19 protein-coding genes and 3 pseudogenes are annotated in these 22606 nt (G+C 66.2%); 14 read left to right on the top strand and 8 right to left on the bottom strand.

Annotated features, from left to right (window positions below; genetic code table 11):
• Positions 1-62: 62 nt before the first annotated feature.
• The gene (locus tag G6N41_RS07250) at positions 63-278 is read right to left on the bottom strand and encodes a hypothetical protein (protein WP_198968062.1); all 216 of its coding nucleotides are present in this window, start codon (positions 276-278) and stop codon (positions 63-65) included.
• Positions 279-565: 287 nt separating this feature from the next.
• Positions 566-1735 carry an adenylate/guanylate cyclase domain-containing protein gene (locus G6N41_RS07245; protein ID WP_198967766.1) on the bottom strand — a complete coding sequence of 390 codons (1170 nt, stop codon included), beginning with the start codon at positions 1733-1735 and terminating at the stop codon, positions 566-568.
• Between the two features lie 112 nt (positions 1736-1847).
• Between G6N41_RS07245 and G6N41_RS07240 the strand changes: the two genes are divergently transcribed.
• Both G6N41_RS07240 and G6N41_RS07235 read left to right on the top strand, forming a co-directional pair.
• Positions 1848-3329, top strand: coding sequence for a serine/threonine-protein kinase (locus G6N41_RS07240; RefSeq protein ID WP_198966989.1), 1482 nt, complete (start codon positions 1848-1850; stop codon positions 3327-3329).
• On the top strand, positions 3326-3859 hold the full coding sequence (locus tag G6N41_RS07235; protein WP_198966988.1) for a hypothetical protein: 534 nt from the start codon (positions 3326-3328) through the stop codon (positions 3857-3859). Before G6N41_RS07240 ends, G6N41_RS07235 begins: the two co-directional genes overlap by 4 nt.
• Positions 3860-3872: 13 nt before the next feature.
• Here G6N41_RS07235 and G6N41_RS07230 read toward each other — a convergent pair whose 3' ends face one another.
• The gene (locus tag G6N41_RS07230; protein ID WP_198966987.1) at positions 3873-5261 is read right to left on the bottom strand and encodes an amidase; all 1389 of its coding nucleotides are present in this window, start codon (positions 5259-5261) and stop codon (positions 3873-3875) included.
• 102 nt (positions 5262-5363) lie between these two features.
• Between G6N41_RS07230 and G6N41_RS07225 the strand changes: the two genes are divergently transcribed.
• Positions 5364-5792 (top strand): HIT family protein, encoded by a 429-nt coding sequence (locus G6N41_RS07225; protein ID WP_198966986.1) that lies wholly within the window; start codon positions 5364-5366, stop codon positions 5790-5792.
• Positions 5793-5802: 10 nt separating this feature from the next.
• Positions 5803-6255 carry a nitroreductase family deazaflavin-dependent oxidoreductase gene (locus tag G6N41_RS07220; protein WP_198966985.1) on the top strand — a complete coding sequence of 151 codons (453 nt, stop codon included), beginning with the start codon at positions 5803-5805 and terminating at the stop codon, positions 6253-6255.
• 8 nt (positions 6256-6263) lie between these two features.
• On the opposite strand, the pseudogene G6N41_RS07215 reads toward G6N41_RS07220, so the two are convergent.
• The 3 genes and pseudogenes from G6N41_RS07215 to G6N41_RS07205 all read right to left on the bottom strand — a co-directional run bounded on the left by G6N41_RS07215 (position 6264) and on the right by G6N41_RS07205 (position 9320).
• Positions 6264-7306: pseudogene (locus G6N41_RS07215) on the bottom strand (LLM class flavin-dependent oxidoreductase).
• 46 nt (positions 7307-7352) lie between these two features.
• Positions 7353-8480, bottom strand: coding sequence for an FAD-binding protein (locus G6N41_RS07210; protein ID WP_198966984.1), 1128 nt, complete (start codon positions 8478-8480; stop codon positions 7353-7355).
• Positions 8481-8492: 12 nt separating this feature from the next.
• Positions 8493-9320 (bottom strand): uracil-DNA glycosylase, encoded by an 828-nt coding sequence (locus G6N41_RS07205; RefSeq protein ID WP_198966983.1) that lies wholly within the window; start codon positions 9318-9320, stop codon positions 8493-8495.
• Positions 9321-9391: 71 nt separating this feature from the next.
• On the opposite strand from G6N41_RS07205, the gene G6N41_RS07200 reads away from it, so the two are divergent.
• From G6N41_RS07200 to G6N41_RS07160, 9 genes and pseudogenes are all read left to right on the top strand, one after another.
• The gene (locus tag G6N41_RS07200; protein ID WP_198967765.1) at positions 9392-10645 is read left to right on the top strand and encodes an MFS transporter; all 1254 of its coding nucleotides are present in this window, start codon (positions 9392-9394) and stop codon (positions 10643-10645) included.
• 57 nt (positions 10646-10702) lie between these two features.
• The gene (locus G6N41_RS07195; protein WP_198966982.1) at positions 10703-12070 is read left to right on the top strand and encodes an FAD-binding oxidoreductase; all 1368 of its coding nucleotides are present in this window, start codon (positions 10703-10705) and stop codon (positions 12068-12070) included.
• A gap of 204 nt (positions 12071-12274) precedes the next feature.
• Positions 12275-13516, top strand: a complete 1242-nt coding sequence (locus tag G6N41_RS07190; protein ID WP_198966981.1) for a cytochrome P450 — start codon at positions 12275-12277, stop codon at positions 13514-13516.
• Positions 13516-14097 (top strand): TetR/AcrR family transcriptional regulator, encoded by a 582-nt coding sequence (locus G6N41_RS07185; RefSeq protein WP_020729962.1) that lies wholly within the window; start codon positions 13516-13518, stop codon positions 14095-14097. The genes G6N41_RS07190 and G6N41_RS07185 overlap by 1 nt, the downstream gene beginning before the upstream one ends.
• Before the next feature lie 123 nt (positions 14098-14220).
• Positions 14221-14518: pseudogene (locus tag G6N41_RS07180) on the top strand (IS3-like element ISAar24 family transposase); the annotation flags it as partial.
• Positions 14519-14611: 93 nt separating this feature from the next.
• Positions 14612-15715, top strand: a complete 1104-nt coding sequence (locus G6N41_RS07175) for a PE family protein (RefSeq protein WP_198966980.1) — start codon at positions 14612-14614, stop codon at positions 15713-15715.
• Between the two features lie 26 nt (positions 15716-15741).
• Positions 15742-16613: pseudogene (locus tag G6N41_RS07170) on the top strand (IS5 family transposase).
• Between the two features lie 43 nt (positions 16614-16656).
• Positions 16657-17532 carry a hypothetical protein gene (locus G6N41_RS07165; RefSeq protein WP_231608982.1) on the top strand — a complete coding sequence of 292 codons (876 nt, stop codon included), beginning with the start codon at positions 16657-16659 and terminating at the stop codon, positions 17530-17532.
• A gap of 639 nt (positions 17533-18171) precedes the next feature.
• Positions 18172-18945, top strand: coding sequence for a PPE family protein (locus tag G6N41_RS07160; RefSeq protein WP_198966978.1), 774 nt, complete (start codon positions 18172-18174; stop codon positions 18943-18945).
• 90 nt (positions 18946-19035) lie between these two features.
• Here the strand turns inward: G6N41_RS07160 and G6N41_RS07155 are convergent, their stop codons facing one another.
• Both G6N41_RS07155 and G6N41_RS07150 read right to left on the bottom strand, forming a co-directional pair.
• A complete protein-coding gene (locus G6N41_RS07155; protein ID WP_198966977.1) occupies positions 19036-20178 on the bottom strand; it encodes an acyltransferase family protein in 1143 nt (380 codons plus the stop codon).
• Positions 20175-21890: a DEAD/DEAH box helicase gene (locus G6N41_RS07150; protein ID WP_036456184.1), complete on the bottom strand. Its 1716-nt coding sequence runs from the start codon at positions 21888-21890 to the stop codon at positions 20175-20177. The genes G6N41_RS07155 and G6N41_RS07150 overlap by 4 nt, the downstream gene beginning before the upstream one ends.
• A gap of 119 nt (positions 21891-22009) precedes the next feature.
• Between G6N41_RS07150 and G6N41_RS07145 the strand changes: the two genes are divergently transcribed.
• On the top strand, positions 22010-22606 hold the full coding sequence (locus G6N41_RS07145) for an LppP/LprE family lipoprotein (RefSeq protein ID WP_198966976.1): 597 nt from the start codon (positions 22010-22012) through the stop codon (positions 22604-22606).

Genomic DNA, 22606 nt, shown 5'->3' with positions numbered 1-22606 from the left:
AGATACCGGCCGCACTGCCCGCCTGAGGCCGCCCACACCTTCTGCAACACCTTGAGCGCATCCTAGGAGTACTTCGGATTGCGTTGCCGGCGAGTCCGTTTGGCGACCTGCCGACCCGCTCCCGGCGGCGCGGCCGCCGCCCTCAACCGCCGCCGGGCGTTGTCACGCGACCAGCCGGTGACCGCCACCACCTGATCCAGAATCTGCCCCTTGTCCGCCTTCGGCGCCCCCACATACGCCCTGGCGAACTTCGCGGTGATCTCGGCCCGAGACGACATCGACAGCCCACTTCCCATGCCTGCCAAGGATCGACCGTTTCGCGGGCATTTTTACGTGATCCACCGAGGGCGCTTCACGGGCATTTTTCGTGATGCTTGCCGAACCGTTGCTATCAGCGTTTCATGGTTGTATTTTTGTTAGCGAAGCAGGCCCGGAACAGACCGAACTCAAGTGCCGGAGGATGGGGTGGAATCCGGCCGCGTAAGCGCCGCGTAAGACGGACCAAACGCCCCCGGGAGTCGCTCCGGGCCTGCCCATATGACGTCGAGTCAACCTCAGCCCACCGCTAACGGCCCTCTGTTGCGGTGTCGGCCGCAAGGTCCGCAAGGTTTCGCCGGACCCGGAACAGCTTGGTTTCGTTCTTGATTCCCTTCAGCCGCCGCGGCCCGGCAAATGACCACTCGAATCCAGCACCGGCGGCCGTGTCACGAACGGCGTCACACACCGAATCCGCGGCCAGCACCGTGCCGGGTCTCGCGACCCCGGTGATCCGGCTCGCCGCGTTCACCGGGCTGCCGAACCAGTCGCCGGCCCGGCTCACCGCCCGACCACACGCAACCCCGGCCCGCAGCCGAGGGAAGGCATCGTCGGTGTCGACGACCTCGACCAGATTCAGCACCGTGTCCAACAGCGGCGCCGGATCCGGACAGACCAGCATCACGGCGTCGCCGATCGTCTTGATGAACCGCACCGGCGGGGCGGTCAGTTCCCGAGCCAGATCGGCCAGCCGGCCGGCGAGATGGCCCAACTCCTCGGCCGATACCACCTCACCCAGCTTGGTGAAGCCGACCAGGTCGGCGAAAGCGACGCTGACCTCACGTGCACCTGGCAACGGCTTGCCGGCCGCCCGCTCACCGGCGTTGACGGCTTCGGTCTCCATCATGTGCCGCAGCTGCATGAACAGCATCTCCTGGATCATCGGCCCCAGCAATGGCGCGATCTGACTCACCAGCGCCTTCGACCCCTTCGCGATGTCCAGTTCGGTGGCTCCCGGGTGCATGATCGCCTCCAACGCCGTGTAGCGCATGACTTCGGCCGCGCGGGAGAGGCCCTCGGCGAGCACGCGCACCACGAGCACGATCTGATCTGGGTTCAGCCCCAACTCAATGAACCTCTGCGTGTATGCGGCGGCTTCACCGTCTGCGCGCATGTAGACGACGGCGTCCGGGTCATCCACTCTGGCCAAGCCGACCGCACGCTGTACGCGCTGCAGCAGATCCAGGTCGATGCCATAGGTTTCGCTGATCTCGCGGGTGGACACGTAGGTGCCGTCATCGCCAATGACGTGGCGAGTGGCCAGCAGCAGCGGCGGGTTGGTCGTGCGGATCTCAGCTGCGGTGATGCCCTGGCTGAACAGCCAGTCGATCAGCTCGGCACGTTCCGCGCGGACGGCGCCCTCAAGTCCTTCGAGTAGATCGTCGGTGTTCTCGCCGGCCGGCTCGGGTGCCCGGTCCACGCTGTCCTCCACGACGTCAACGTATAACGCCGCGACGCCACTGGACGCGCTAATGCCCGCCCCGCGGCGCGACACCGCCCCCCGGGCCGGCCGGCGGCGGTAGCATCCGATCATGCCGTTGTCCCCCGGCACCGTTTTTGCCGGATACACCATCGTGGGATTGCTCGGCTCCGGCGCAATGGGCGAGGTATACCTGGCGCAACACCCCCGATTGCCCCGCCGTGATGCGCTAAAGGTGCTACCCCCCGACGTATCCGCGGACACCGCGTTCCGCGAGCGATTCCAGCGCGAAGCGGATCTGGCCGCCACCCTGTTGCACCCTCACATCGTCGGAGTACACGGCCACGGCGAGTTCAACGGCCAGCTGTCGATCTCGATGGATTACATCGAGGGAACGGACGCCACCGCGCTGATCCGCAGCCAGTATCCGGCCGGCATGCCCGTCGCCGAGGTGGTCGCCGTCGTGACCGCCGTAGCCGAAGCACTCGATTACGCCCACCAGCAAGGCTTGCTGCACCGCGATGTCAAACCCGCCAACATCTTGCTCACCGAGCCGGACAACGCCGGGGATAGGCGGATCTTGCTAGCGGGCTTCAGGATCGCCGGCCAGCTTGGCGACACCAGCGCAATCACCGCACCAAACGTGACGGTAGACATGACCGCATACTGTGCGCCAGAACAGTTGGGGAGAGCTGACATCGACGGCCGTGCCGACCAGTATGCGTTGGCCGCCACAGCATTTCACCTTCTCACGGGGGCTCCTCCGTATCAGCATGCCGATTCGGCCGCGGTGATCAGCCAGCATCTGAGCGCACCGCCACCGACGTTGAGCGATCGGCGCCCCGAGCTCGCGCCATTGGATCCAGTGTTCGCCTCCGCCCTGGCCAAACATCCCAACGAACGCTATTGGCGATGCCGCGACTTCGCGCAAGCGCTATCTCGAGTCGCATCACCCCAGGGCGCGGCCGCGGCGGTTTCGCCGTTGGATCCCACCTTGCCCGCCGCCATCTCCGTGCCTCCCGAATACGCCGCCGCCACCCAAGCCGCCCCCGCACCGATGCCGTGGTACCCGACGGCACCGGCGCGGCCACGGCGCCAAGTCAGCACGATTGTGGTCCCTGTGGTTCTGGCACTGCTGCTGGTATCTGCCGTCGCGTTCGCCGTCACCCAGGTGTTACGGCCGGACCCGCGGCAGACAACCGCGGCCCCGGCCGAGGCGCCCCAGTGGCAGCCCTACGTCGACCATGCCAAACAGTTCGCGATCTCCTTGACGAGCGTCAACCCGCAGACCATCGATGCCGACATCCAACGCATCCTGAACGGGTCGACCGGAGCATTTCACAGTGATTTTGCCGACAAGAGCGCCCAATTCAAGCAGTCAATAGTGGACGCGGGCTCGGCGACCCAAGGCAAGGCCACCGGCGCAGGCCTGGAGTCCATCAGCGGCACCACCGCCCACGTAGTCGTCTCGGTGACCTCGAACATCACCAAAAGTACCGGCGTACAACAAGAGCCAAGGCAGTGGAGGTTGCGAATCCAGATCGAGAAGATCGACGACGCCTATCTGGCGTCGCGGGTGGAGTTCGTCACGTGACCCAGCATGGAGCACCGCGGGCCGCCTGGTGGGTGGTCGTCCTCGCGCTCACCGCCGCGACGATGATGGCCGCAGCACTGGGCGGCTGGCAGATGCTGGCCAAGAACCGGCAGTTGCCGCCCGTCGCCGGCCCAGCACTGGTCGCCGACCAACCCGCGGCCCGAGAAGCCGTCCTGAAGGTCGCCAAAACCAATGTGGCCAAGATCCTGACGTACACACCTCAGAACGTGGAAGAGGTCGCGAGCGCCGCCGAACGGCTGTTGACCGGCGAATTCCTGTCCTATTACCGGCAATTCACCGGCCAGACAGTGGTCCCCACGGCCCGGCGCGAGGGCATCAGCACCACTGCCACCGTGAGCGGCGCCGGAGTCGAGTCCCTGACCAGCCAGCGGGCCTCGATCTTGGCGTTCGTCGACCAATCCACCACCACTCGGGACCAACCGTCGCCGAAAAAGGCTACCAGCTCCGTTCGGGTCGGCCTGACCAAGGTGGAGGGCACCTGGCTGATCGACTCCTTCAAACCGACCTAACCGCACCCCGCTGTCACGACACCGGAGGTCGCCGACCAGCCCACGGTCGGGCGGCTTCGATCTGCGCGGACAACGACAGCAGTGTCGCCTCGTCGTAGGGCTTGCCCACCAGCTGTATCGAGATCGGCATGCCGTCGTCGTCGAAGTCCCACGGGACGACGGCGGCGGGCTGGCCGGTCAGATTCCAGACCTGCAGATACGGAACCCGCTGCGCTACCAGAAGCAGCGTCGACACCGCGCCCCGGCGCTGGTAGGCGCCGATTCGGGACGGACCGTTGGCAGTGCCGGGAGTGATGACGACGTCGACGTCGTCGAAAATCGACTGGATCCGTTTGTTCAGCGCGGCTTCGGCGGCTCGCAGGGCCGCCATCCGGCGGTCCGAGAAGAACGAACCCATCCGCGCGATGGCACGGGTGCGCGCTTCGAGACGATGCGGGTGGGCCAGCGCGTCCGCGTCGTCGCTGATACCGCGAAGGTAGCGGGGCAGGTAATTGGCGTAGAGGGCGGCCGGATAGTCGGGGTCGCGGTTGATCACCTCATGGCCCAGCTCACGCAACAACCCACCGGCCCGATACACGGCCGCCACCTCGGCCTGGCCGACCCGGACCGGAAGCGGCGTAGGAATCTTTGCGCTCAGGGCAATTCGCAGTCGGCCGGGCTCGCGCTGAGCAGCGTCGGCAAACTCGGCGTCGGGACCCGGCACCGTTGTCGTCGCGTCCAGCAGCAGCGCAGCGTCGAGCACCGAACGCGCTATCGGCCCGTTCACGCTCAATCCGTACCAGGCACCGTCGTGGGGCTCTAGCGAGATCCGATCCCGCTGGGTCTTCAAACCGAACACACCACACCAGGTCGACGGGATGCGGATTGATCCGCCGCCATCGGATCCGAAGGCCACCGGCGCCAGGCCCGCGGCGACCGCGGCGGCGCTGCCCCCGCTGCTTCCCCCAGGTGTGCGAGCGGGGTTCCACGGATTGCGGGTGGCCCCGAAGGTCAGCGACTCGGTGTAGGGCATCATCATCAGCTCGGGCACATTGGTCTTGCCGATGATGACCGCACCCGCTGCCCGCAACCGCCGCACCATTTCCGCGTCGGAGCCCGCCGGCGCGCCATGCCCGCCGCTGCCGTAGGTCGTCACCTCACCGGCGACGTCGACGTCGTCTTTGATCGCGATCGGAACACCGAGCAGCGGAAGCCTTTCCCCGGCGTCGAGGCGCTGTTGGGCGACCTCGGCCTCCTCGCGCGCGGCGTCGTAGCGCACCACCCGATAGGCCCGCAGCTCGCTGTCGAGGCGTTCGATCCGTTCCAGGTAGACCTCGAGCAGCATGGGCGCGGTGACTTCACCGTCAGCGAGCATTCGGGCCTGGGCGGCCGCTCCAGCGAAGGCAAGATCGGACGGGTCCACTGCCGCAGCGTATCCCGCTGCACCAACCGACAAATCGGCCATCCCCGACCGGCTCGGCGGGGCCAGCCCCGGCCCCCGCCACCAGAGCAGTACCGTGGCGACATGTCCTGCGTGTTCTGCGCGATCGCTGCCGGCGAAGCTCCGGCCATCCGGATCTACGAAGACGACAACTATCTGGCCATCCTGGACATTCGGCCGTTCAGCCGCGGACACACCCTGGTGCTGCCCAAGAAACACACCGTGGATCTGACCGACACTCCGCCGGAAACCCTGGCTCAGATGGCCACCATCGGACAGCGGATCGCAAACGCGGCCCGGACCACCGAGCTGGCCGATGCAACCAATATCGGCATCAATGACGGCAGTGCGGCGTTCCAGACGGTGTTCCACATCCATCTGCACGTGCTACCGCGGCGCGACGGGGACAAGCTATCGGTCGCCAAGGGCCTACTGTTGCGCCGCGACAACGATCGGGAAGCCACCGGCCGAATCCTGCGCGACGCGCTGGCCCGCATCGAGGCCAGTCAGTAAGACTGGCCTCATGAACAATCTCACGCCGTTCGAGCGATCCGTGGGCATCCCCATCCTGCGTCTGCACGACACGATCTACCGCAAGACCAACGGCCGAATCGGCCATCGCATCCCGGGTGTGCCGCCCAGCCTGCTGCTGCACACCGTCGGCGCCAAGACCGGCCAGGCGAGCACCACGTCGCTGACGTATGCGCGTGACGGCGACTCGTATTTGATCGTCGCCTCCAACGGCGGTGACGAGCGCTATCCGGGCTGGTACCACAACCTGCGTAAGCGTCCCGATTGTGAAATCAACGTCGGCCCGAAACGAATCGCGGTGACCGCGCGGCGGGTCACCCCCGACGATGCGGACTACCAGCGGATGTGGCAGCTGGTCAACAAGAACAACGCCAACCGCTATGACAGCTACCAGCGGCGGACGTCACGGCCCATCCCCATCTTCGCGTTGACACCGGCGGCGTAGGGCTGCGGCTAGAACAGTTCCTTGGCCAGTAGCTCGCACGTCGCCACCCGCGCCGGTGCGGTGGCCGGGTCGGTGCCGCGATGCGCGGAGGCAACGGGGTGGACCATGACCTCATCAACACCGAACCGCTGCCCCAGAGCGCGCACCTGCTCGGCGGCCTCCTCGGGTGAGCGACGACGGCCCGCTCGAGTCCGCTGTCCACGATGCGTTGCTGCTCGGGGGTCAACCTCGCGTCCTGGGCTTCTTCGACGAGCTGCACGGCCCCGAGCGGCTGGCCGGTGCGCAGCCGCGCCATCATGTGCAGATTGGGCATCATCAATGCGGTCGCTTCCTCGCGGGTATCGGCCACCGCGGCATTGACGGTCAGGAACGTCACCGGCCGGGCGGCCAGCGCACTGGGGACGAAGCGGGATCGGTACAGCTCGAGCGCCTCTTCGGTGCCCTTGCCGGAGAAGTGATGCGCGAACACGTAGGGCAGCCCCTTTGCCGCGGCCAGCCGCGCCGAATACATCGATGATCCCAATAACCACAGTCGCGGCTGGGTGAGCGCCGCCGGTGTGGCCTTGACGATGTAGTCACCGGATTGCAGCGGTACGCGCACGCCCCGCGCACTCATCAGTGCGACCACATCGTCGAGGTAGTCGGGAAAACTCTCGATGTCGCGTTCCTGTTGCGCCGGTGAGCGGCCGCCTCGCAGAGCGTAGGACGTGACCGGGTCCGACCCGGGTGCGCGGCCGATGCCCAGATCGATACGACCGGGGGCGGCCGCCTCCAGCAGAGCGAACTGCTCGGCCACCGCCAGCGGCGCGTGGTTGGGCAGCATCACCCCACCCGATCCCAGGCGCAGGTGCGTGGTCCGCGCGGCCAGGTAGGCGATCAGGACCGGCGGGCTGGTAGCGCCCACCGATGCCATGTTGTGGTGCTCAGCAACCCAGTAGCGCGTGAAGCCGAGGCGCTCGGCAGTCTGTGGCAGCGACACGGTGGCCGCCAGCGCATCCCGGGTCGACTGATCGGTGCGCACCGGGACGAGATCGAGAACGGAAAGACGCACGCTGCCCACAACGCCTACGGCAGCCCGAACCTTCCCACTGATCCGATCAGCCCTGCCGGTAGTCCTCGAGCTCCAACGAGTTGACGATGCGTTCGAACGCTTCCTCGGGTATCGGCTCTCCGCCGGGGATGTTGTCGGTGACCAGCCATTGATTGCGCTCGACGAAGCCGCTGAATTCGGCATGGTAGTTCGCGAAACCGCGCTGGTAGTCGTTTCCGGCGGCGGCCAGCTCACCGGCCAGGATGTAGGCGCCCAACACGGCGACACTGGTCCCTTGGCCCGACAGCGGCGAGCAGCAATAGGCGGCGTCGCCGACGAGCGCCACCCTGCCCTTCGACCAGCTATCCATGACGATCTGGGCCATTTCATCGAAGTAGAAGTCCGGTGCGCTGCGCATGTAGTGGAGCAGCTGCGCACGTACCCAGCCGTCCTCGATCATCCGCCGTTCCAACTCTGCGAATTGAGCCTCGGTATCGCGGTAGTCGATCTGCAGCTCGGTGTCCATGAAGCCCAGCGCCGCGCGAGCCTCGGAGTTGTCGCGGGCGCTGTAGACCCCGGCCATGGTGTTGTCGCCGTAGTGCCACTTCTGCCAGTAGTCCAATTCCAGGAAGTTGGGCACGGTGAAGATCGCCGCGTAGGTGCCCAGCCGCTTGATGAACTGCTCCTCCGGGCCGAAAACCTTGCGGCGCACATTCGAATGCAGACCGTCGGCTCCGATCAGGAAGTCGAAGGTGCGGGTACCGGACCGGACGAAGGTCACCTCGACGGCCGCGCCGTCATCCTGCAATGTGGCAATGCTGTCGTCGAAGATGAACTCGGTCGTCGATTGGATTGTGCCGTAGAGCAATTCGATGAGATCGTCCCGCAGCAGCTCGATGTTGGGGCTGTCGATGGGACCGCCGGTGGGGGTCGACTCGGTATCCTGGGAGAGCTCGTTTCCGTCCCGGTCGACCACCGAAGCTCCCGGGATGCCGGTCTTTCGCTCCCGGGCGGCGTCCAATATCCCCATCCGATCCAGCACAGTCAGCGCCGGGCCTCGGACGTCAATCGCTTGGCCGCCGGGCCGCAGCCCAGGGTGGCGCTCCACGATCGTGACCGAATAGCCTTGTTGTTCAAGCCAATATGCCGTCGTCAAGCCAGCCACGCTGGCTCCGGAAATCAGAACTTTTTGCACCCCGACCACTTTCTACCCAATCCCGCCAAGTTTCTTGGCATCGCGGAACACGTCATCGAGCATCGCCGGAGTCAACCTACCCGTGAACATGTTCTGTTGGCTCGGGTGGTAGCACCCGAGCAACTGCACACCCGACCCCAGCTCAGCCACGACACCGTGGCCGAAGCGGGGTCTGGGAGCACCCAGCGACCCAGGCAATCCCAGCGCGATCTTCCACGCAAATCCGCCCAGCGCAACGATCACGCGGACGTCGTCGGACACCAGCCGCCATTCGGCGTCGAGCCAGGGCGCGCAGGTCATTCGTTCGGCCGGCGTCGGGGCATTGGCCGGGGGTGCGCAGCGCACCGGTGCGGCGATGCGGATCCGTTCGGCCCGCAAGCCGTCGGCGGCGTCGACGCTGGTCGGTTGGCTGACCAGGCCGGCGCGGTGCAACGCCGCGTACAGCTGGTCACCGGACCGGTCACCGGTGAACATCCGCCCGGTCCGGTTGGCGCCGTGAGCGGCAGGCGCCAGGCCCACGATCAACAGCCATGGCCGCTCCGATCCCCAGCCCGGCACCGGGCGTCCCCAATACGGTTGGTCGGCGAAGGCGCGCCGTTTGGCCACCGCGACCTCTTCACGCCAGGTCACCAGTCGTGGGCAGGCCCGGCACACACTTATCGCAGCGTCGAGTTCGGCGATCGAGCCCGCCCGGCCGGCCAGTTCGGCGACACGCGCCGCCTCGGCCGCGACCGGGGTCTGCGATGACGCCGGATCCCCCGGCCAGCCGGTGCCGGGACGAACCGGCGACCCGAACGGCTGGCCCGTCCTCGGATGGGTAAGCACACGATCATCCTGCATGGCGCCATCGGTCGCCGCGATAATTCGGTGGCTCCGATGGTGGATCGCCGCTAGATTCAGCCGCGATATCCATTAGAAACAGCAGCCGAGGCCCCGCATTCCTGATCCTTTTCGCCACCTTGGCGGCCTGCGCCGGCAATGGCATTTCGATAGTCGCGTTCCCGTGGCTGGTGCTCGAGCGCGAAGGCAGCGCGGGGCAGGCGTCCATCGTGGCCGGAGCGATCACCCTGCCGCTGCTGTTCTCTACGTTGGTCGCCGGCACCGCCGTCGATTACTTCGGACGCCGGCCGGTATCCATGGTTTCCGACGCCCTGTCCGGGTCGGCCGTGGCCATCGTTCCGTTGATCGCGTGGGTGTTTGGCGACGACGCGGTCAGCGTCGCGGTGCTGGCAGCGCTGGGCGCCTGCTCGGCCACCTTCGATCCGGCCGGGATCACCGCCCGGCAGTCGATGCTGCCCGAGGCCGCCGCCCGTGCGGGGTGGTCGCTGGATCGAATCAACAGCAGCTACGAGGCGATCCTCAACCTCGCGTTTGTCGTGGGCCCCGGGATCGGCGGCCTGATGATCGCCACCGTCGGCGGGATTACCACGATGTGGATCACCGCCGGGGCATTCGGGTTGTCCCTCCTCGCCATTGGCGCGTTGCGGCTCGAGGGAGCGGGCAGACCGCACCACGAGACACGACCCGACGGGCTGGTTTCCGGCGTCACGCAGGGACTGCGTTTTGTGTGGAACCTGCGGGTGTTGCGGGCGCTGGCGCTGATCGACCTCACCGTGACGGCGCTGTATCTGCCGATGGAAAGCGTGCTGTTCCCGACGTACTTCAGCGACCGCCAACAGCCCGCGCAGCTGGGTTCGGTCCTGGTGGCGCTGTCGCTGGGCAGCCTGGTCGGCGCGCTGGGCTACGGGATGCTGTCGAACTACGTGTCGCGGCGCACGATCATGCTGACCGCGGTGCTGACCCTGGGTGCCGCGACAACCGGCATCGCGCTGCTGCCCCCGTTACCGGTCATCCTGGTGTTGTGCGCACTGATCGGCGTGGTCTATGGCCCCATCGAACCGATCTACAACTACGTGATGCAGACCCGGGCGCCGCACTATCTCCGTGGCCGGGTGGTCGGCGTGATGACGTCGCTGGCTTATGCCGCCGGCCCGTTGGGCTTGCTGCTGGCGGGTCCGGTGGCGGACGCGGCCGGGCTGAAGGTGGCTTTCTTCGCCTTGGCACTGCCCATCGCCATCACCGGGCTGATGTGTATCCGACTGCCGTCGCTGCGCGAATTGGATCACGCGCCCACCCAGGACATCAGCGAGACATCGCTGCTGTAACCGCGCTCGCTGACCCCGCGGGCCGCAGGCCCCGTAGGATCGGGCCGTGAGTGCCTCGTGAATGCGGATGTGCTGGCCAGCCTGATCGCCGGCTTGCCCGACGGCATGGTGGTCACCGATCCCAACGTCACCGAGGGCTACCGACAGGACCGTGCCCTTGACCCGTCGGCGGGCAAGCCGCTGGCCGTGGTCCGGCCACGATGCACCGAAGAAGTGCAGACCATCCTGCGGTGGGCCGGCGCGAACCGCGTTGCCGTGGTGACCCGCGGAGCCGGTTCCGGATTGTCGGGCGGGGCCACCGCCCTGGACGGCGGAATCGTGCTGTCCACCGAGAAGATGCGCGATATCACGATCGACCCGGTCACCCGCATCGCGGTCTGTCAGCCCGGCCTGTTCAACGCCGAGGTGAAGAAGGCCGCCGCCGAACACGGACTGTGGTATCCGCCGGATCCGTCGTCGTTCGAAATCTGCAGCATCGGGGGCAACATCGCCACCAATGCGGGCGGATTGTGCTGTGTGAAGTACGGCGTCACCACTGACTACGTGCTGGGCATGCAGGTCGTGCTCGCCGATGGCACCGCGATGCGGTTGGGCGGTCCGCGGCTCAAGGATGTCGCCGGGCTGAGCCTGACAAAACTGTTCGTCGGCAGCGAGGGCACCCTGGGCGTCATCACGGAGGTGACGCTGCGCCTGCTTCCCGCGCAAAACGCGGCCGCCGTCGTGGTGGCCAGCTTCGCGTCGGTGGAATCCGCGGTGGACGCGGTGCTCGGTGTTTCCGCGCGGATTCGTCCCTCGATGCTCGAATTCATGGATTCGGTGGCGATCAACGCGGTGGAGGACACGCTGCGCATGGACCTGGATCGCGGTGCCGCAGCGATGCTGGTGGCCAGCTCCGACGAGCGCGGACAGGCCGGCCGCGACGATGCCGAACTGATGGCCGCGGTATTTGCCGAACATGGTGCAACAGAAGTGTTTTCCACCACCGACCCCGACGAGGGTGAGGCGTTCGTCGCGGCCCGCCGCTTCTGCATCCCGGCGGTAGAGGCCAAGGGATCCCTGTTGCTCGAAGATGTCGGCGTGCCGCTACCCAATCTGGGCAAGCTGGTCACCGGAATCGCCCGGATCGCGCAGGAGCGCGACCTGATGATCTCGGTGATCGCGCATGCGGGTGACGGCAATACGCACCCCTTGCTCGTCTACGACCCCTCCGACGCCGCCATGGCCGAGCGCGCACAGCTCGCCTACGGCGAAATCATGGATCTTGCCGTAGGCCTGGGCGGAACGATCACGGGCGAACACGGCGTGGGCCGGTTGAAGCGGCCGTGGCTGGAAGGCTATCTCGGGCCCGATGTGATGGACCTCAACCGCCGCATCAAACAGGCGTTGGACCCCCTGGACATCCTCAACCCCGGTAGCGGGATCTAGATCTCTGCGTTCTCCGCTCGGCGCTCGACGCGGTGCGGGCGCTCGACACGGGTGCGGCATCGAGTGTGCCGTCACGGCCTTGAGGGTGCGCTCAGGTCGGGAATCTCGGGCAGGTTGCGCCCGGACTGCACGGTGGAAGCCAAGGATGCACACCGGCTATGCGCAGGTGTTGACATCTATACAACTCTGTCGTACCAATAAGACATGTCAGTGGATGTGTCTCACCGCGCGCCTGTTGCGTTCCAGTTGGCCACCGCCGCAACCTGGCCGGATCCCTGGCCGATGTACCGGGCGCTGCGAGACCAGGATCCGGTGCACCACGTCATCCCGACCCACCAGCCCGACCAGGACTACGACGTGCTGTCGCGCCACGCCGACGTGTGGGCAGCGGCCCGCGACCACCAGACCTTCTCCTCGGCGCAGGGCTTGACCGTCAACTATGGCGATCTGGAAATGATTGGGCTGCAAGATAACCCGCCCATGGTCATGCAGGATCCACCAGCCCATACCGAGTTCCGGAAGTTGGTGTCACGCGGTTTCACCCCGCGCCAGGTCGTAGCGGTGGAGCCCAAGGTGCGCGATTTCGTCGTCGAGCGAATCGAGCGGCTGCGCGCCCAGGGGGGCGGCGACATCGTCACCGACCTGTTCAAGCCCTTGCCGTCGATGGTGGTCGCACACTATCTCGGGGTACCCGAACAGGACCGGGCACAGTTCGATGGGTGGACCCAGGCCATCGTCGCGGCCAACACCGCCGAGGGCGGCATCGCGGGCGCGTTGGCCACGGTCGGCGATGCGGTCGGGTCGATGATGGCCTACTTCACCTCGCTGATCGAGCGCCGCCGCGCCAAACCCGAGGACGACACGATTTCTCACCTGGTTGCCGCCGGAGTCGGCGCGGACGGCGACATCGCGGGCACGCTGTCGATCCTGGCGTTCACATTCACCATGGTCACCGGCGGCAATGACACCGTTACCGGAATGCTCGGCGGCTCCATGCCCCTGCTCCACCGGCGACCCGACCAACGCCGGCTTCTGACCGACAATCCAGAGCTCGTCACCGATGCGGTCGAGGAACTGCTGCGGCTCACCTCGCCGGTGCAGGGCCTGGCCCGCACCGTCACCCACGACGTGACGATCGGGAATGTCACCATCCCCGCCGGTCGCCGAGCGCTGCTGCTCTACGGTTCGGCCAACCGGGATGAGCGCCAATACGGTTCTGATGCCGGCGAACTCGATGTACGGCGCTGCCCGCGCAACATCCTGACGTTCAGCCATGGCGCGCACCACTGCCTGGGCGCGGCCGCGGCCCGGATGCAGTCCCGGGTCGCGCTGACCGAACTATTGGCGCGCTGCCCGGACTTCGAGGTCGACGAGTCACGCATCGTGTGGTCCGGCGGCAGCTACGTCCGGCGCCCGCTGTCGCTGCCGTTTGAAGTGAGGTCTTGATGGGCCGAACCGACTGGCTGGCAGCGCACCGCAGCGAGGTCGCCGCCGACCGGATACTCGACGCCGCCGAGCGGCTCTATACCGAGCACGACCCGGCTTCGATCGGGATGAACGAAATCGCCAGGGCGGCAGGCTGTTCCCGGGCCACCCTGTATCGATACTTCGAGAGTCGTGAGGCGCTCAGAACCGCCTACGTGCACCGCGAGACGCTCCGGCTGGGGCACGAGATCATGCAGCAGATCGGCGACATCGATGATCCACGCGATCAGCTGATCACTAGCATCACCGCCACCTTGCGAATGGTCCGCCAGCGGCCGGCCCTGGCGGCGTGGTTCGCCTCCACCCGACCACCGATCGGCGGTGAGTTGGCCGGACAATCCGAGGTGATCGCGGGACTGGCCGCCGCATTCCTGCAGTCTTTGGGCCCCGAAGCCCCCGCCGCGGTGGAGCGCCGGGCTCGTTGGACCGTGCGGGTGATCGTCTCGCTGTTGATGTTCCCCGGCCAGGACGAAGCCGACGAGCGGGCGATGCTCGAGGAATTCGTCGCTCCGGTTGTAACACCGTTTCCCACCCGCCGCTAGGCCACAAACGCCCATGATCTGGGCATGCCCCCGGTGGCCGGCGTACGCCTGGGCCGTCCCGACGAGGGAATCGGGGACCGAGTTGTCCATCGGGTGACAGTCGGCCAAGTCTCTTGGGCGAGAACAGAGCCGCGCCGCCAGTGGCTGATCGGACTGATCCGCGAAGTGCACGTCGCCTTCCGTGGCACGTGTCGGTCCTGCTGACCCAGGCTGGCATCTGCGGCCTGCCTGACCCGGTGCGCCTCAACGGCTGCAGGGATTGGCCACCGCCGATGATCTGGTCAACCGCAAGTTCCACCGGCTTCGGCCAAATGAGTTGTGGGTTAACGACATCACCCAACCCTGCACCTGAGAAGGAGGGCTGTCCTGCTGCGCAGTCCTCAACGCCTTCAGCTGCAACGAAACTCGACCTGTGGGATGGCTGGGAAGTGCCTGATAGCGGCGCTGGGCCGCTGGGAGTGAGGTTATCTTGCCGAAACGCCTGGGGCGATGAGAACTTGATGGGAGACGGGCGATGGCGTATTTGACGGTATTCCCTGACATGTTGACGGGCGCGGCAGGTGATTTGGTCGATATCGGCTCACAACTGGCGGCGGCGAACACCGCGGCTATTGGCCCTACCACCACGGTGCTGGCTGCTGGTGCTGACGAGGTGTCAGCGGCGATCGCGGCGGTGTTTTCTGGTCATGGGCAGGCCTATCAGGTGCTGAGCGCCCAGGTCGCGGCGTTTCATCAGCGGTTCGTAGAGGCGTTGAACGCTGGAGCGCAGTCCTACGTCGGAGCCGAAGCGGCCAATGCCACGCCACTGCAGACCCTGGAGCAAGACGCACTGGGCATCATCAATGCACCGACTCAGGCTCTGGTGGGCCGCCCGCTCATTGGAAACGGCGCCAATGGCACCGCGGCGAACCCCAACGGCGGTGACGGTGGCCTGTTATATGGCAACGGCGGTAACGGGTTCACGCAGACCGGGAACAACAATGTCGCTGGCGGCAATGGCGGTAATGCCGGGCTGATCGGCAACGGCGGAGCCGGCGGTGGCGGCGGGACGGCCTTCGCTGGCGGCAATGGCGGTCACGGTGGCCTGCTGTACGGCAACGGCGGGGCCGGTGGGATCGGCGGGGACGGGACCGGCAACGGTTTCGGCAGTCTTAGTGGCGGCGGTAACGGCGGCAGTGGCGGCGGCGCTGGACTGTGGGGCGTCGGTGGCGCCGGTGGCAATGGCGGCGCCGGTGGAAGCCCCACAGTCCCCGGGCACGCCGGCGGCAACGGCGGTATCGGAGGTACCGGAGGTACCGGCGGCAACGGCGGTATCGGCGGCAACGGCGCTGCTGGAGGCGAGGGAGGGTTGTGGGGGGACGGCGGCGTCGGCGGGAATGGTGCGGTCGGCGGTAACAGTGGTGGCGGGTTCGGTGTCATGAACGACGGTGGCTCTGGCGGCCATGGCGGCGACGCCCGCCTGTTCGGGAACGGGGGCAACGGCGGGGCAGGCGCGGTCGGGGGTGCCGGCGGCAACGGCGCCGATAGCGGCATCGGCGGTCAGTTCTTTGGCAACGGCGGTGATGGTGGGGCCGGAGGCATTGGCACTGCGGGTCTAGGGCGTGTCTGCTTAATGTGAATGGTGTTTTGGCTGATGCTGTTTGGGTGATGCGGACGCATGCGATTTCTGATGATTTGTGGTCGCTGATCGTGGCGGTGTTGCCTGCGGGGCGGCGGCGTGGCCGGCCGTGGAACGATCATCGACATACTCTGGAGGGCATTATCTGGCGTTACCGTACGGGATCTCCGTGGTGTGACCTGCCCGAGCACTTCGGTCCCTGGCAATCGGTGGCCGAGAGGCATCTACGCTGGTCGGTCGATGGCATCTACGCGCGGATCTTCGCGGCGATCGCCTCTGACCTCGACGCCGAGGACGCCGACCTGGGCGCACTGTTGTCGGTCGATTCGACCAGTGTGCGCGCCCACCAACACGCAGCCGGAGCGCCCCGGGCGCCGCACAGGGGGATCTGTCGAATTACAAGAAATATCTCGATGAGCCCGATGACCACGCCATTGGGCATTCCCGCGGCGGGCTGACTACCAAGATCCACGCCTTGACCGACCAGCTGTGCAGTCCGGTCACCCTGGCACTGTCGGCCGGTCAAGCCGGTGATAATCCGATGCTTTGGCCACTGCTGGCCGCCCGGCGCAGCAACTCATACGCCCCGTTTCACCTGCTGGCGGACAAGGCGTACTCCCATGACTCGACGCGGGCACAGCTGCGCCGGCTCAAGATCGCCCATACCATCCCCGAGCGCAGCGACCAGATCACCCGCCGCAAAGCCAAAGGCCGCAACAGAGGACGGCCTCCGGGGTTCTCAGGCCGAATCTACAAGCACCGCAACACCGTCGAGCGAAGCTTCAACCGGCTCAAACACTGGCGCGCGGTCGCCACCCGCTACGACAAATACGCCCTGACCTACCTCGGCGATGTCACCCTGGCCGCCATCATCACCTACCACCGCGTCCGCAATTAGCAGACAGGACCTAGCCGGGTCCGGGGGTACGGGTGGCAACGCCGTGGGTCTGGTGGGCAACGTTGGGACCGGAGGGGCCGGAGGCCTTGGTCCCATCGGTGGGGCCGGCGGCAACGGCGGCTGCGGTGGCGTAATTGGCAACGGCGGCAACGGCGGTGCGGGTGGCGCGGCGAGCGCCACTGTGGGAACACCCGCGCCAGGCGTCGGCGGGAATGGCGGTGCAGCAGGGCTTTTCGGAGATGGCGGTAACGGCGGGGCCGGGGCTCCTGGCTTGTCTGGGCTCGGCGGAGCCGGCGGCAGGGGCGGATACCTGATTGGAAGCGGGGGTAACGCCGGTGCCGGTGCCGGTGGCGCGGATGGCGGCTACTTGTCCGGAAATGGCGGCAACGGCGGCGACGGCGTCATTGTTGGAAATGGATCGGCTGGCGGCGCGGGCGGCAACGCACTCGGGTTGTTTGGCCACGGTGGCGCAGGTGGAGCCGGTGGCCATGACGTCACCACCCAGGCGGGTTTGACCGGCGGGAATGGCGGAGTCGGCGGCAAGTTGATCGGGTACGGTGGTCTCGGCGGCGACGGCGGCATTGGTCTGGCCGGTACCGGAGGCAACGGCGGCAACGGTGGCGATGCTGTTGGTGTCATCGGCAACGGTGGGGTGGGCGGGGCCGGCGGAGTCGGTGCTTTCGGCAGCGGTGGCACTGGCGGCAACGGCGGCGCAGGCGGTGCAGTCGGTAACGGCGGTGCTGGTGGCGACGCCGGTAGCAGCGGTAACTTGAGTCCGGCTGGCGGCGGTAAGGGCGGCAACGCAAAACTGGTGGGCAACGGCGGTGATGGCGGAGCTGGCGTCTTTGGCGGGCTCGGCGGCGACGGCGGCACGGGTGGTCAGCTTTTCGGCAATATGGGCTTGAACGGACCCGCGTAGCCTGACAAGACACACCTACGGTCGTTCGTTGGCCGTTGCCCGTCCTTGTCGCATCAGCAGCGCTGGCGCTTGTTGGTCCGCCCGTTTTCCCGAGCTACCAGCCAGAGTTCAATGATCGTGATCATCTGCCTGCGGCCACACCGGTCGACGAAAGCTACGAAGCCGCCGCACGCCACTTCTCACCGAACCGGCTCAATCCCGACATTCTGACGGCCGCAACGATCCGCACCAACACCGGATCACGAAACATGCTGTCGTCCTTGGCTACTGACTCGAATTCCAGAGGCCGATCGCCCTCCCCCACCATGCGCTCGTCTGCGACGACGGGATCTGCAACGCGCCTGCCCCCAGAATGACCGGACACAGTCACCGGCACAGAACAGCCTGTCAACATATTTCGTCCAAATCGCTGACGAACTCACCTAGCGGCGATATCTTGTGACTGATCGGCCACCGTCAGGCGGCCGTCAGAAGTGCAATGTCGTCACGGAGGTGCAAGACGACATGTCAGCGGTATACCGGAAGCCGTTCCCGCTCAGCTCATCTCACATTGCATCTGCGCCCGGGAGCCGGATAGCCGACGATCAGGCAGCCGGAAAATGCGGCCACTCAATTGGGTCCGTACGGTAAGGATTAGCGATGACCTATCCCATGTTTCCTCCGGAAATCAATTCGGCGCTCATCGAGGCCGGCCCGGGATCGGCGCCAATGCTGGGAGCGGCGGCGGCGTGGTGCGGGTTAGCCAGCGAGTTGCGCGCGGCGGCGGAGTCCTTTGCATCGATCACGTCAGACCTGGCCAGCGGGGCATGGCAAGGCCCCGCTGCGACCGCGATGACACAGGCTGCCGCACCGTATGCCGCGTGGCTTTGCACCGCGGCCGCCCAGTCCGAGAGCGCTGCCAGTCAGGCGGGCGCGGTGGCGACGGCATTCGAGGCGGCCCGTACCGCCATAGTGTCCCCGGTCATCATCAACGCCAATCGCGCGCTAACCGCCCTGCTGGCCAATACGAACTTCTTCGGTTTGAACTTTCCCGCGATCGCGGCCGCCGAAGGTCTTTATGAGGAGACGTGGGCCCAGGATGTCGCGGTGATGAGCGGCTACCACGCCACCGTGTCGGAGATATGGTCACAGCTGTCGCAGTGGCCCCCGCTTCAGCAACTGCTGCGCCTGCTGCCCGGTTGCAAAGCGCCGTCTTCGTCGGGCGGTTCCCCGTCGCCGACACCGAACCCCAACCCTGATCCATCACCCACACCTGACCCGACGCCGACACCGACACCGACACCTGACCCGACCCCGACACCTGACCCGACACCGGCACCCACGCCCGAGCCGACCCCAGCGCCCGCACCCGAGCCCGCGCCTGAACCGACACCGGTCGAACCGGCGCCGGTGACGGTGCTACCCACGATGTAGTCGGCAGTGCTTGACGTTGCGCCCGTGATCCGCTGACCCACCAGACCCGCCACTTGATTTCGGATGAGCTGGCCCGCCGTCGCGATGGGTCTACTCGGACCTGACCCGGGTAAGGCGGTGTAGCACCCAGGCCAGCGGGATCGTGATGACCATGGTGGCGATGAACAGGTTCAGCATGGAGCCGGTGTACACCCGGTACCGGACCACGTAGACCATCGCGAATTCCATCGTCACCAGGTGGACCAGGAAGATCTCATAGGAGATTTCACCGAGCCAGACCATCGGCCGGCTGGCAAGAAGTTGGGAATACCAGCCCTGATCCCCCAGGGCCAATGGCGCTACGGCCAGCGTGGCGATCACGGTATAGAAGCAGACTTTGACCACGGCTTCGGTCAGCGCCGAGGGCGACGTGGTGGGGGCACCCGCGATCGGCGTGGCGACGATGAAATAGCAGATGGTGGCCAATGGTAGCGCCGCGAGTGCATAGCATTGCACCTTCATCGCCTGTAGGACCGTCAGCAACATGCCGCCCAAGAACCAGGCGAGATAGCTGGGCAACCACAGGCGAGCTCCGTCGGGAAACAACGAAACGGTGTGTATCAGCACCAGCCAGCCCGGGGTGATGGTGGCCATCGCGAGCAACGCACCGACCACCAACTTCGGCTGCCAGCGGCGTCGGCTGATCACCACCAGCAGCAGGTAGGCCAGGAACTGGAGCAATACGTAGAAGGAGGCCTCCACCGCCAGGCTCCACATTTGGGTCAATCCCTGATGCAGGTATGAACCCAGGTACCCGTCGGTGTAGATCTGGGTCAGCGTGAGGTTGCGCACCAACCCCATCCAGCTGTGTCCGGGGTTCGGTCCGGCGATGCGGTAGTGGTAGATCACGTAGGCGATCAGCACGACGACCACATAGGCAGGCATGATGCGGCGCACCCGGTGTGCCGTGTAGCGGCGCAATGAAGGCGGAGGAGCGCCGGTGACCGCGGAGTGCACCCACGGGCGGAACAGCAGGAAGCCGGATAGCACGAAGAAGATCGGCACGCCGATCTCCATCCGGGCCGAGACCAGGCCCCAGTAGCCATGGGTGTACTTGCCGGTGGTGTAGGCCGCGTGGGTGGCGACCACCAGCAGTGCGGCGACCGCACGGATTCCGGTCAGCGACGCAACCCGATCCACGTGCGAGATCTGCTCAAGTCCGCCTTGGGCGTCGGTGGCTTCGGGCAGGGTCATCCGAGGCGTTTCCGCCGAGGTTTGCCACCATCGTTGCGGCGCGCCTTGTACGCCTTATCGGCGGGGCGGTCGGGGCGAAGGTTGATCAACACACCCGAAATCCTGGTTTGTTCGAGCTTTTTCAGTGTTTCGCGGGGCAGTTTGACCGGCAGCTCCACCAGCGAGAAATCCGGCCCGATAGTGATGTGGCCGAAGTCGCTGCGGTGCAATCCGCCCTCGTTGGCGATGGCGCCGACGATCGCGCCCGGACCGATTTTGTGCCGTTTGCCAACCGAGATGCGATACGTGCTGAAGGCGCCGCCGCTTCTGCGCCTCTCCGGACGTTCCTTGCGCTCATTGCGGGGATGGCGCTCGCGCTGATCTGGTGGCGGATCGGGCGCCAGCAGGAATTCCTCGCCGTCGCGCGACTGCAATGCCAGCGCCGCAGCGATGTCAGCCATCGGGACGTTGTGCTCGCGCTCGTAGTCCTCGACCAGCCTGCGGAACAACTCGATGCCCGTATTGCTCAGCGCATGGGTGATGGAATCGGCGAACTTCGCCACCCGCTGGGCGTTGACGTCTTCCACGGTGGGCAACTCGGCCTCGGTCAGTGTTTGCCGAGTGGCCTTTTCGATCAGTTTGAGCAGGTGTCGCTCCCGCGGGGAGACAAACAACAATGCCGCACCCGAACGCCCGGCCCGACCGGTGCGCCCAATTCGGTGCACGTAGGACTCGGTGTCGTGCGGGATGTCGTAGTTGAGCACATGCGATATCCGCTCGACGTCCAGCCCGCGCGCGGCCACGTCGGTGGCGACCAGGATGTCGATGCCGCCGTCGCGCAGCGCCGTGATGGTTCGCTCGCGCTGTCCCTGCGGAATATCGCCGTTGATGGCCGCCGCGGAAAACCCTCGTGCCCGCAGCTTCTCGGCAACCTCCTCGGTGGCCTGTTTGGTGCGGACAAACACGATCATCGCCTCAAACGGCTCGACCTCGAGCACCCGGGTAAGCGCATCCATCTTGCGCGGACCGGCCACCTGGATGTACCGCTGCGAAATATTTTCGGCGGTAGCGGTTTTCGCTTCGGATTTGACTTCCAGCGGATCGTGCAGATATCTAGTGGTGATTTTTCGGATTGCCGGCGGCATGGTCGCCGAGAACAATGCGACCTGCTTGTATTCCGGGGTTTCGGACAGGATGCGTTCAACGTCTTCGGCGAAGCCCATGGTGAGCATCTCGTCTGCCTCGTCGAGCACCAAGTAGTCCACCCGGGACAGATCAAGCGTTCGTCGTTCCAGGTGGTCGATGACCCGCCCGGGTGTCCCCACCACAACCTGCGCGCCGCGCCGCAGACCGGCCAGTTGTATGGCATACGACGATCCGCCATAAACCGGAAGCACGTTGAGGCGCGATAGATGGGCGCCGTACCGACTAAACGCCTCAGCCACCTGAAGGGCCAGCTCGCGGGTGGGGGCCAGCACGAGCGCCTGGGTTGCGGTGCTGGTGGTGTCGATTTTGGACAGAATCGGGATCGCGAACGCCGCCGTCTTGCCGGTGCCGGTCTGCGCCAGCCCCACCACGTCGGAACCCGCCATCAGCGCGGGGATGGTAGCGGCCTGAATCCCCGTCGGGGACTCGTAACCGACGTCGGCGATTGCTCGCATGACCGACGGATGAATCTGTAGGTCGGCGAAGGTGGCAGGGGGTACCGCAGGCAGGTTTTCGGGGTTGGCCATCAAGACATGGAGTTTAGTGGGGATCGCAAGCCCGGCGACGCCGGGCGCCGCGGGTCGCCACCAGAAGAGGGTGATCGCGCGGCCACGCCTGCCACACCTGAGGGCCCCGCGACGGTACGGTGCGCGGTGTGAAGTCGCTCCCGTGCCCAGTCGCGCCGCTTACCGGCGCGCTCGCATTGGTTACCGCGACACTGACCGGTTGCGGCTCGGGAGACTCGATCGTCGCCAAGACCCCAGAAGCCAGAACCACCACCTCAGCCGTCAATTCCAACGAACCGAATGCGGCCGACCCACCCCCGGCGGCCGCCGAGCCCCCGAGCAGCCCCGCGCCGGCCGACCCCTGCGCCGTCAACCTCGCCTCGCCCACCATCGCAAAGGTTGTTTCCGAATTACCCCGCGATCCGCGCAGTGAGCAGCCCTGGAATCCCGAACCGCTGGCGGGCAACTACAACGAGTGTGCCCAGCTGTCGGCGGTAGTCATCAGGGCCAACACCAACGGCGATAATCCGACCACCAGAGCGGTGCTGTTCCACCAAGGCAAATTCATCCCGCAGGGCGTGCCCGATACATACGGGTTCAACGGCATTGACACCTCGCAGTGCACCGGTGACACGGTTGCGTTGACGTACGCCACCGGCATCAGCGGGTTGGGCAGCGTCGTGAAGTTCCGATGGAATGGCAACGGCGTCGAGCTGATCAGCAATAAGACCGGGTAA

The organism is Mycobacterium shottsii (genome assembly GCF_010728525.1).
Lineage (GTDB): Bacteria > Actinomycetota > Actinomycetes > Mycobacteriales > Mycobacteriaceae > Mycobacterium > Mycobacterium marinum.
This window is presented reverse-complemented; position numbering and strand designations above follow the sequence as displayed.

What these genes read in the sequence shown, in the direction of transcription:
- G6N41_RS07250 (WP_198968062.1), bottom strand. Translation starts at nt 278, where the DNA reads ATGTCGTCTCGGGCCGAGATCACCGCGAAGTTCGCCAGGGCGTATGTG.
- G6N41_RS07240 (WP_198966989.1), top strand. Translation starts at nt 1,848, where the DNA reads ATGCCGTTGTCCCCCGGCACCGTTTTTGCCGGATACACCATCGTGGGA.
- G6N41_RS07225 (WP_198966986.1), top strand. Translation starts at nt 5,364, where the DNA reads ATGTCCTGCGTGTTCTGCGCGATCGCTGCCGGCGAAGCTCCGGCCATC.
- G6N41_RS07220 (WP_198966985.1), top strand. Translation starts at nt 5,803, where the DNA reads ATGAACAATCTCACGCCGTTCGAGCGATCCGTGGGCATCCCCATCCTG.
- G6N41_RS07205 (WP_198966983.1), bottom strand. Translation starts at nt 9,320, where the DNA reads ATGCAGGATGATCGTGTGCTTACCCATCCGAGGACGGGCCAGCCGTTC.
- G6N41_RS07190 (WP_198966981.1), top strand. Translation starts at nt 12,275, where the DNA reads ATGTCAGTGGATGTGTCTCACCGCGCGCCTGTTGCGTTCCAGTTGGCC.
- G6N41_RS07185 (WP_020729962.1), top strand. Translation starts at nt 13,516, where the DNA reads ATGGGCCGAACCGACTGGCTGGCAGCGCACCGCAGCGAGGTCGCCGCC.
- G6N41_RS07175 (WP_198966980.1), top strand. Translation starts at nt 14,612, where the DNA reads ATGGCGTATTTGACGGTATTCCCTGACATGTTGACGGGCGCGGCAGGT.
- G6N41_RS07160 (WP_198966978.1), top strand. Translation starts at nt 18,172, where the DNA reads ATGACCTATCCCATGTTTCCTCCGGAAATCAATTCGGCGCTCATCGAG.
- G6N41_RS07155 (WP_198966977.1), bottom strand. Translation starts at nt 20,178, where the DNA reads ATGACCCTGCCCGAAGCCACCGACGCCCAAGGCGGACTTGAGCAGATC.
- G6N41_RS07150 (WP_036456184.1), bottom strand. Translation starts at nt 21,890, where the DNA reads ATGGCCAACCCCGAAAACCTGCCTGCGGTACCCCCTGCCACCTTCGCC.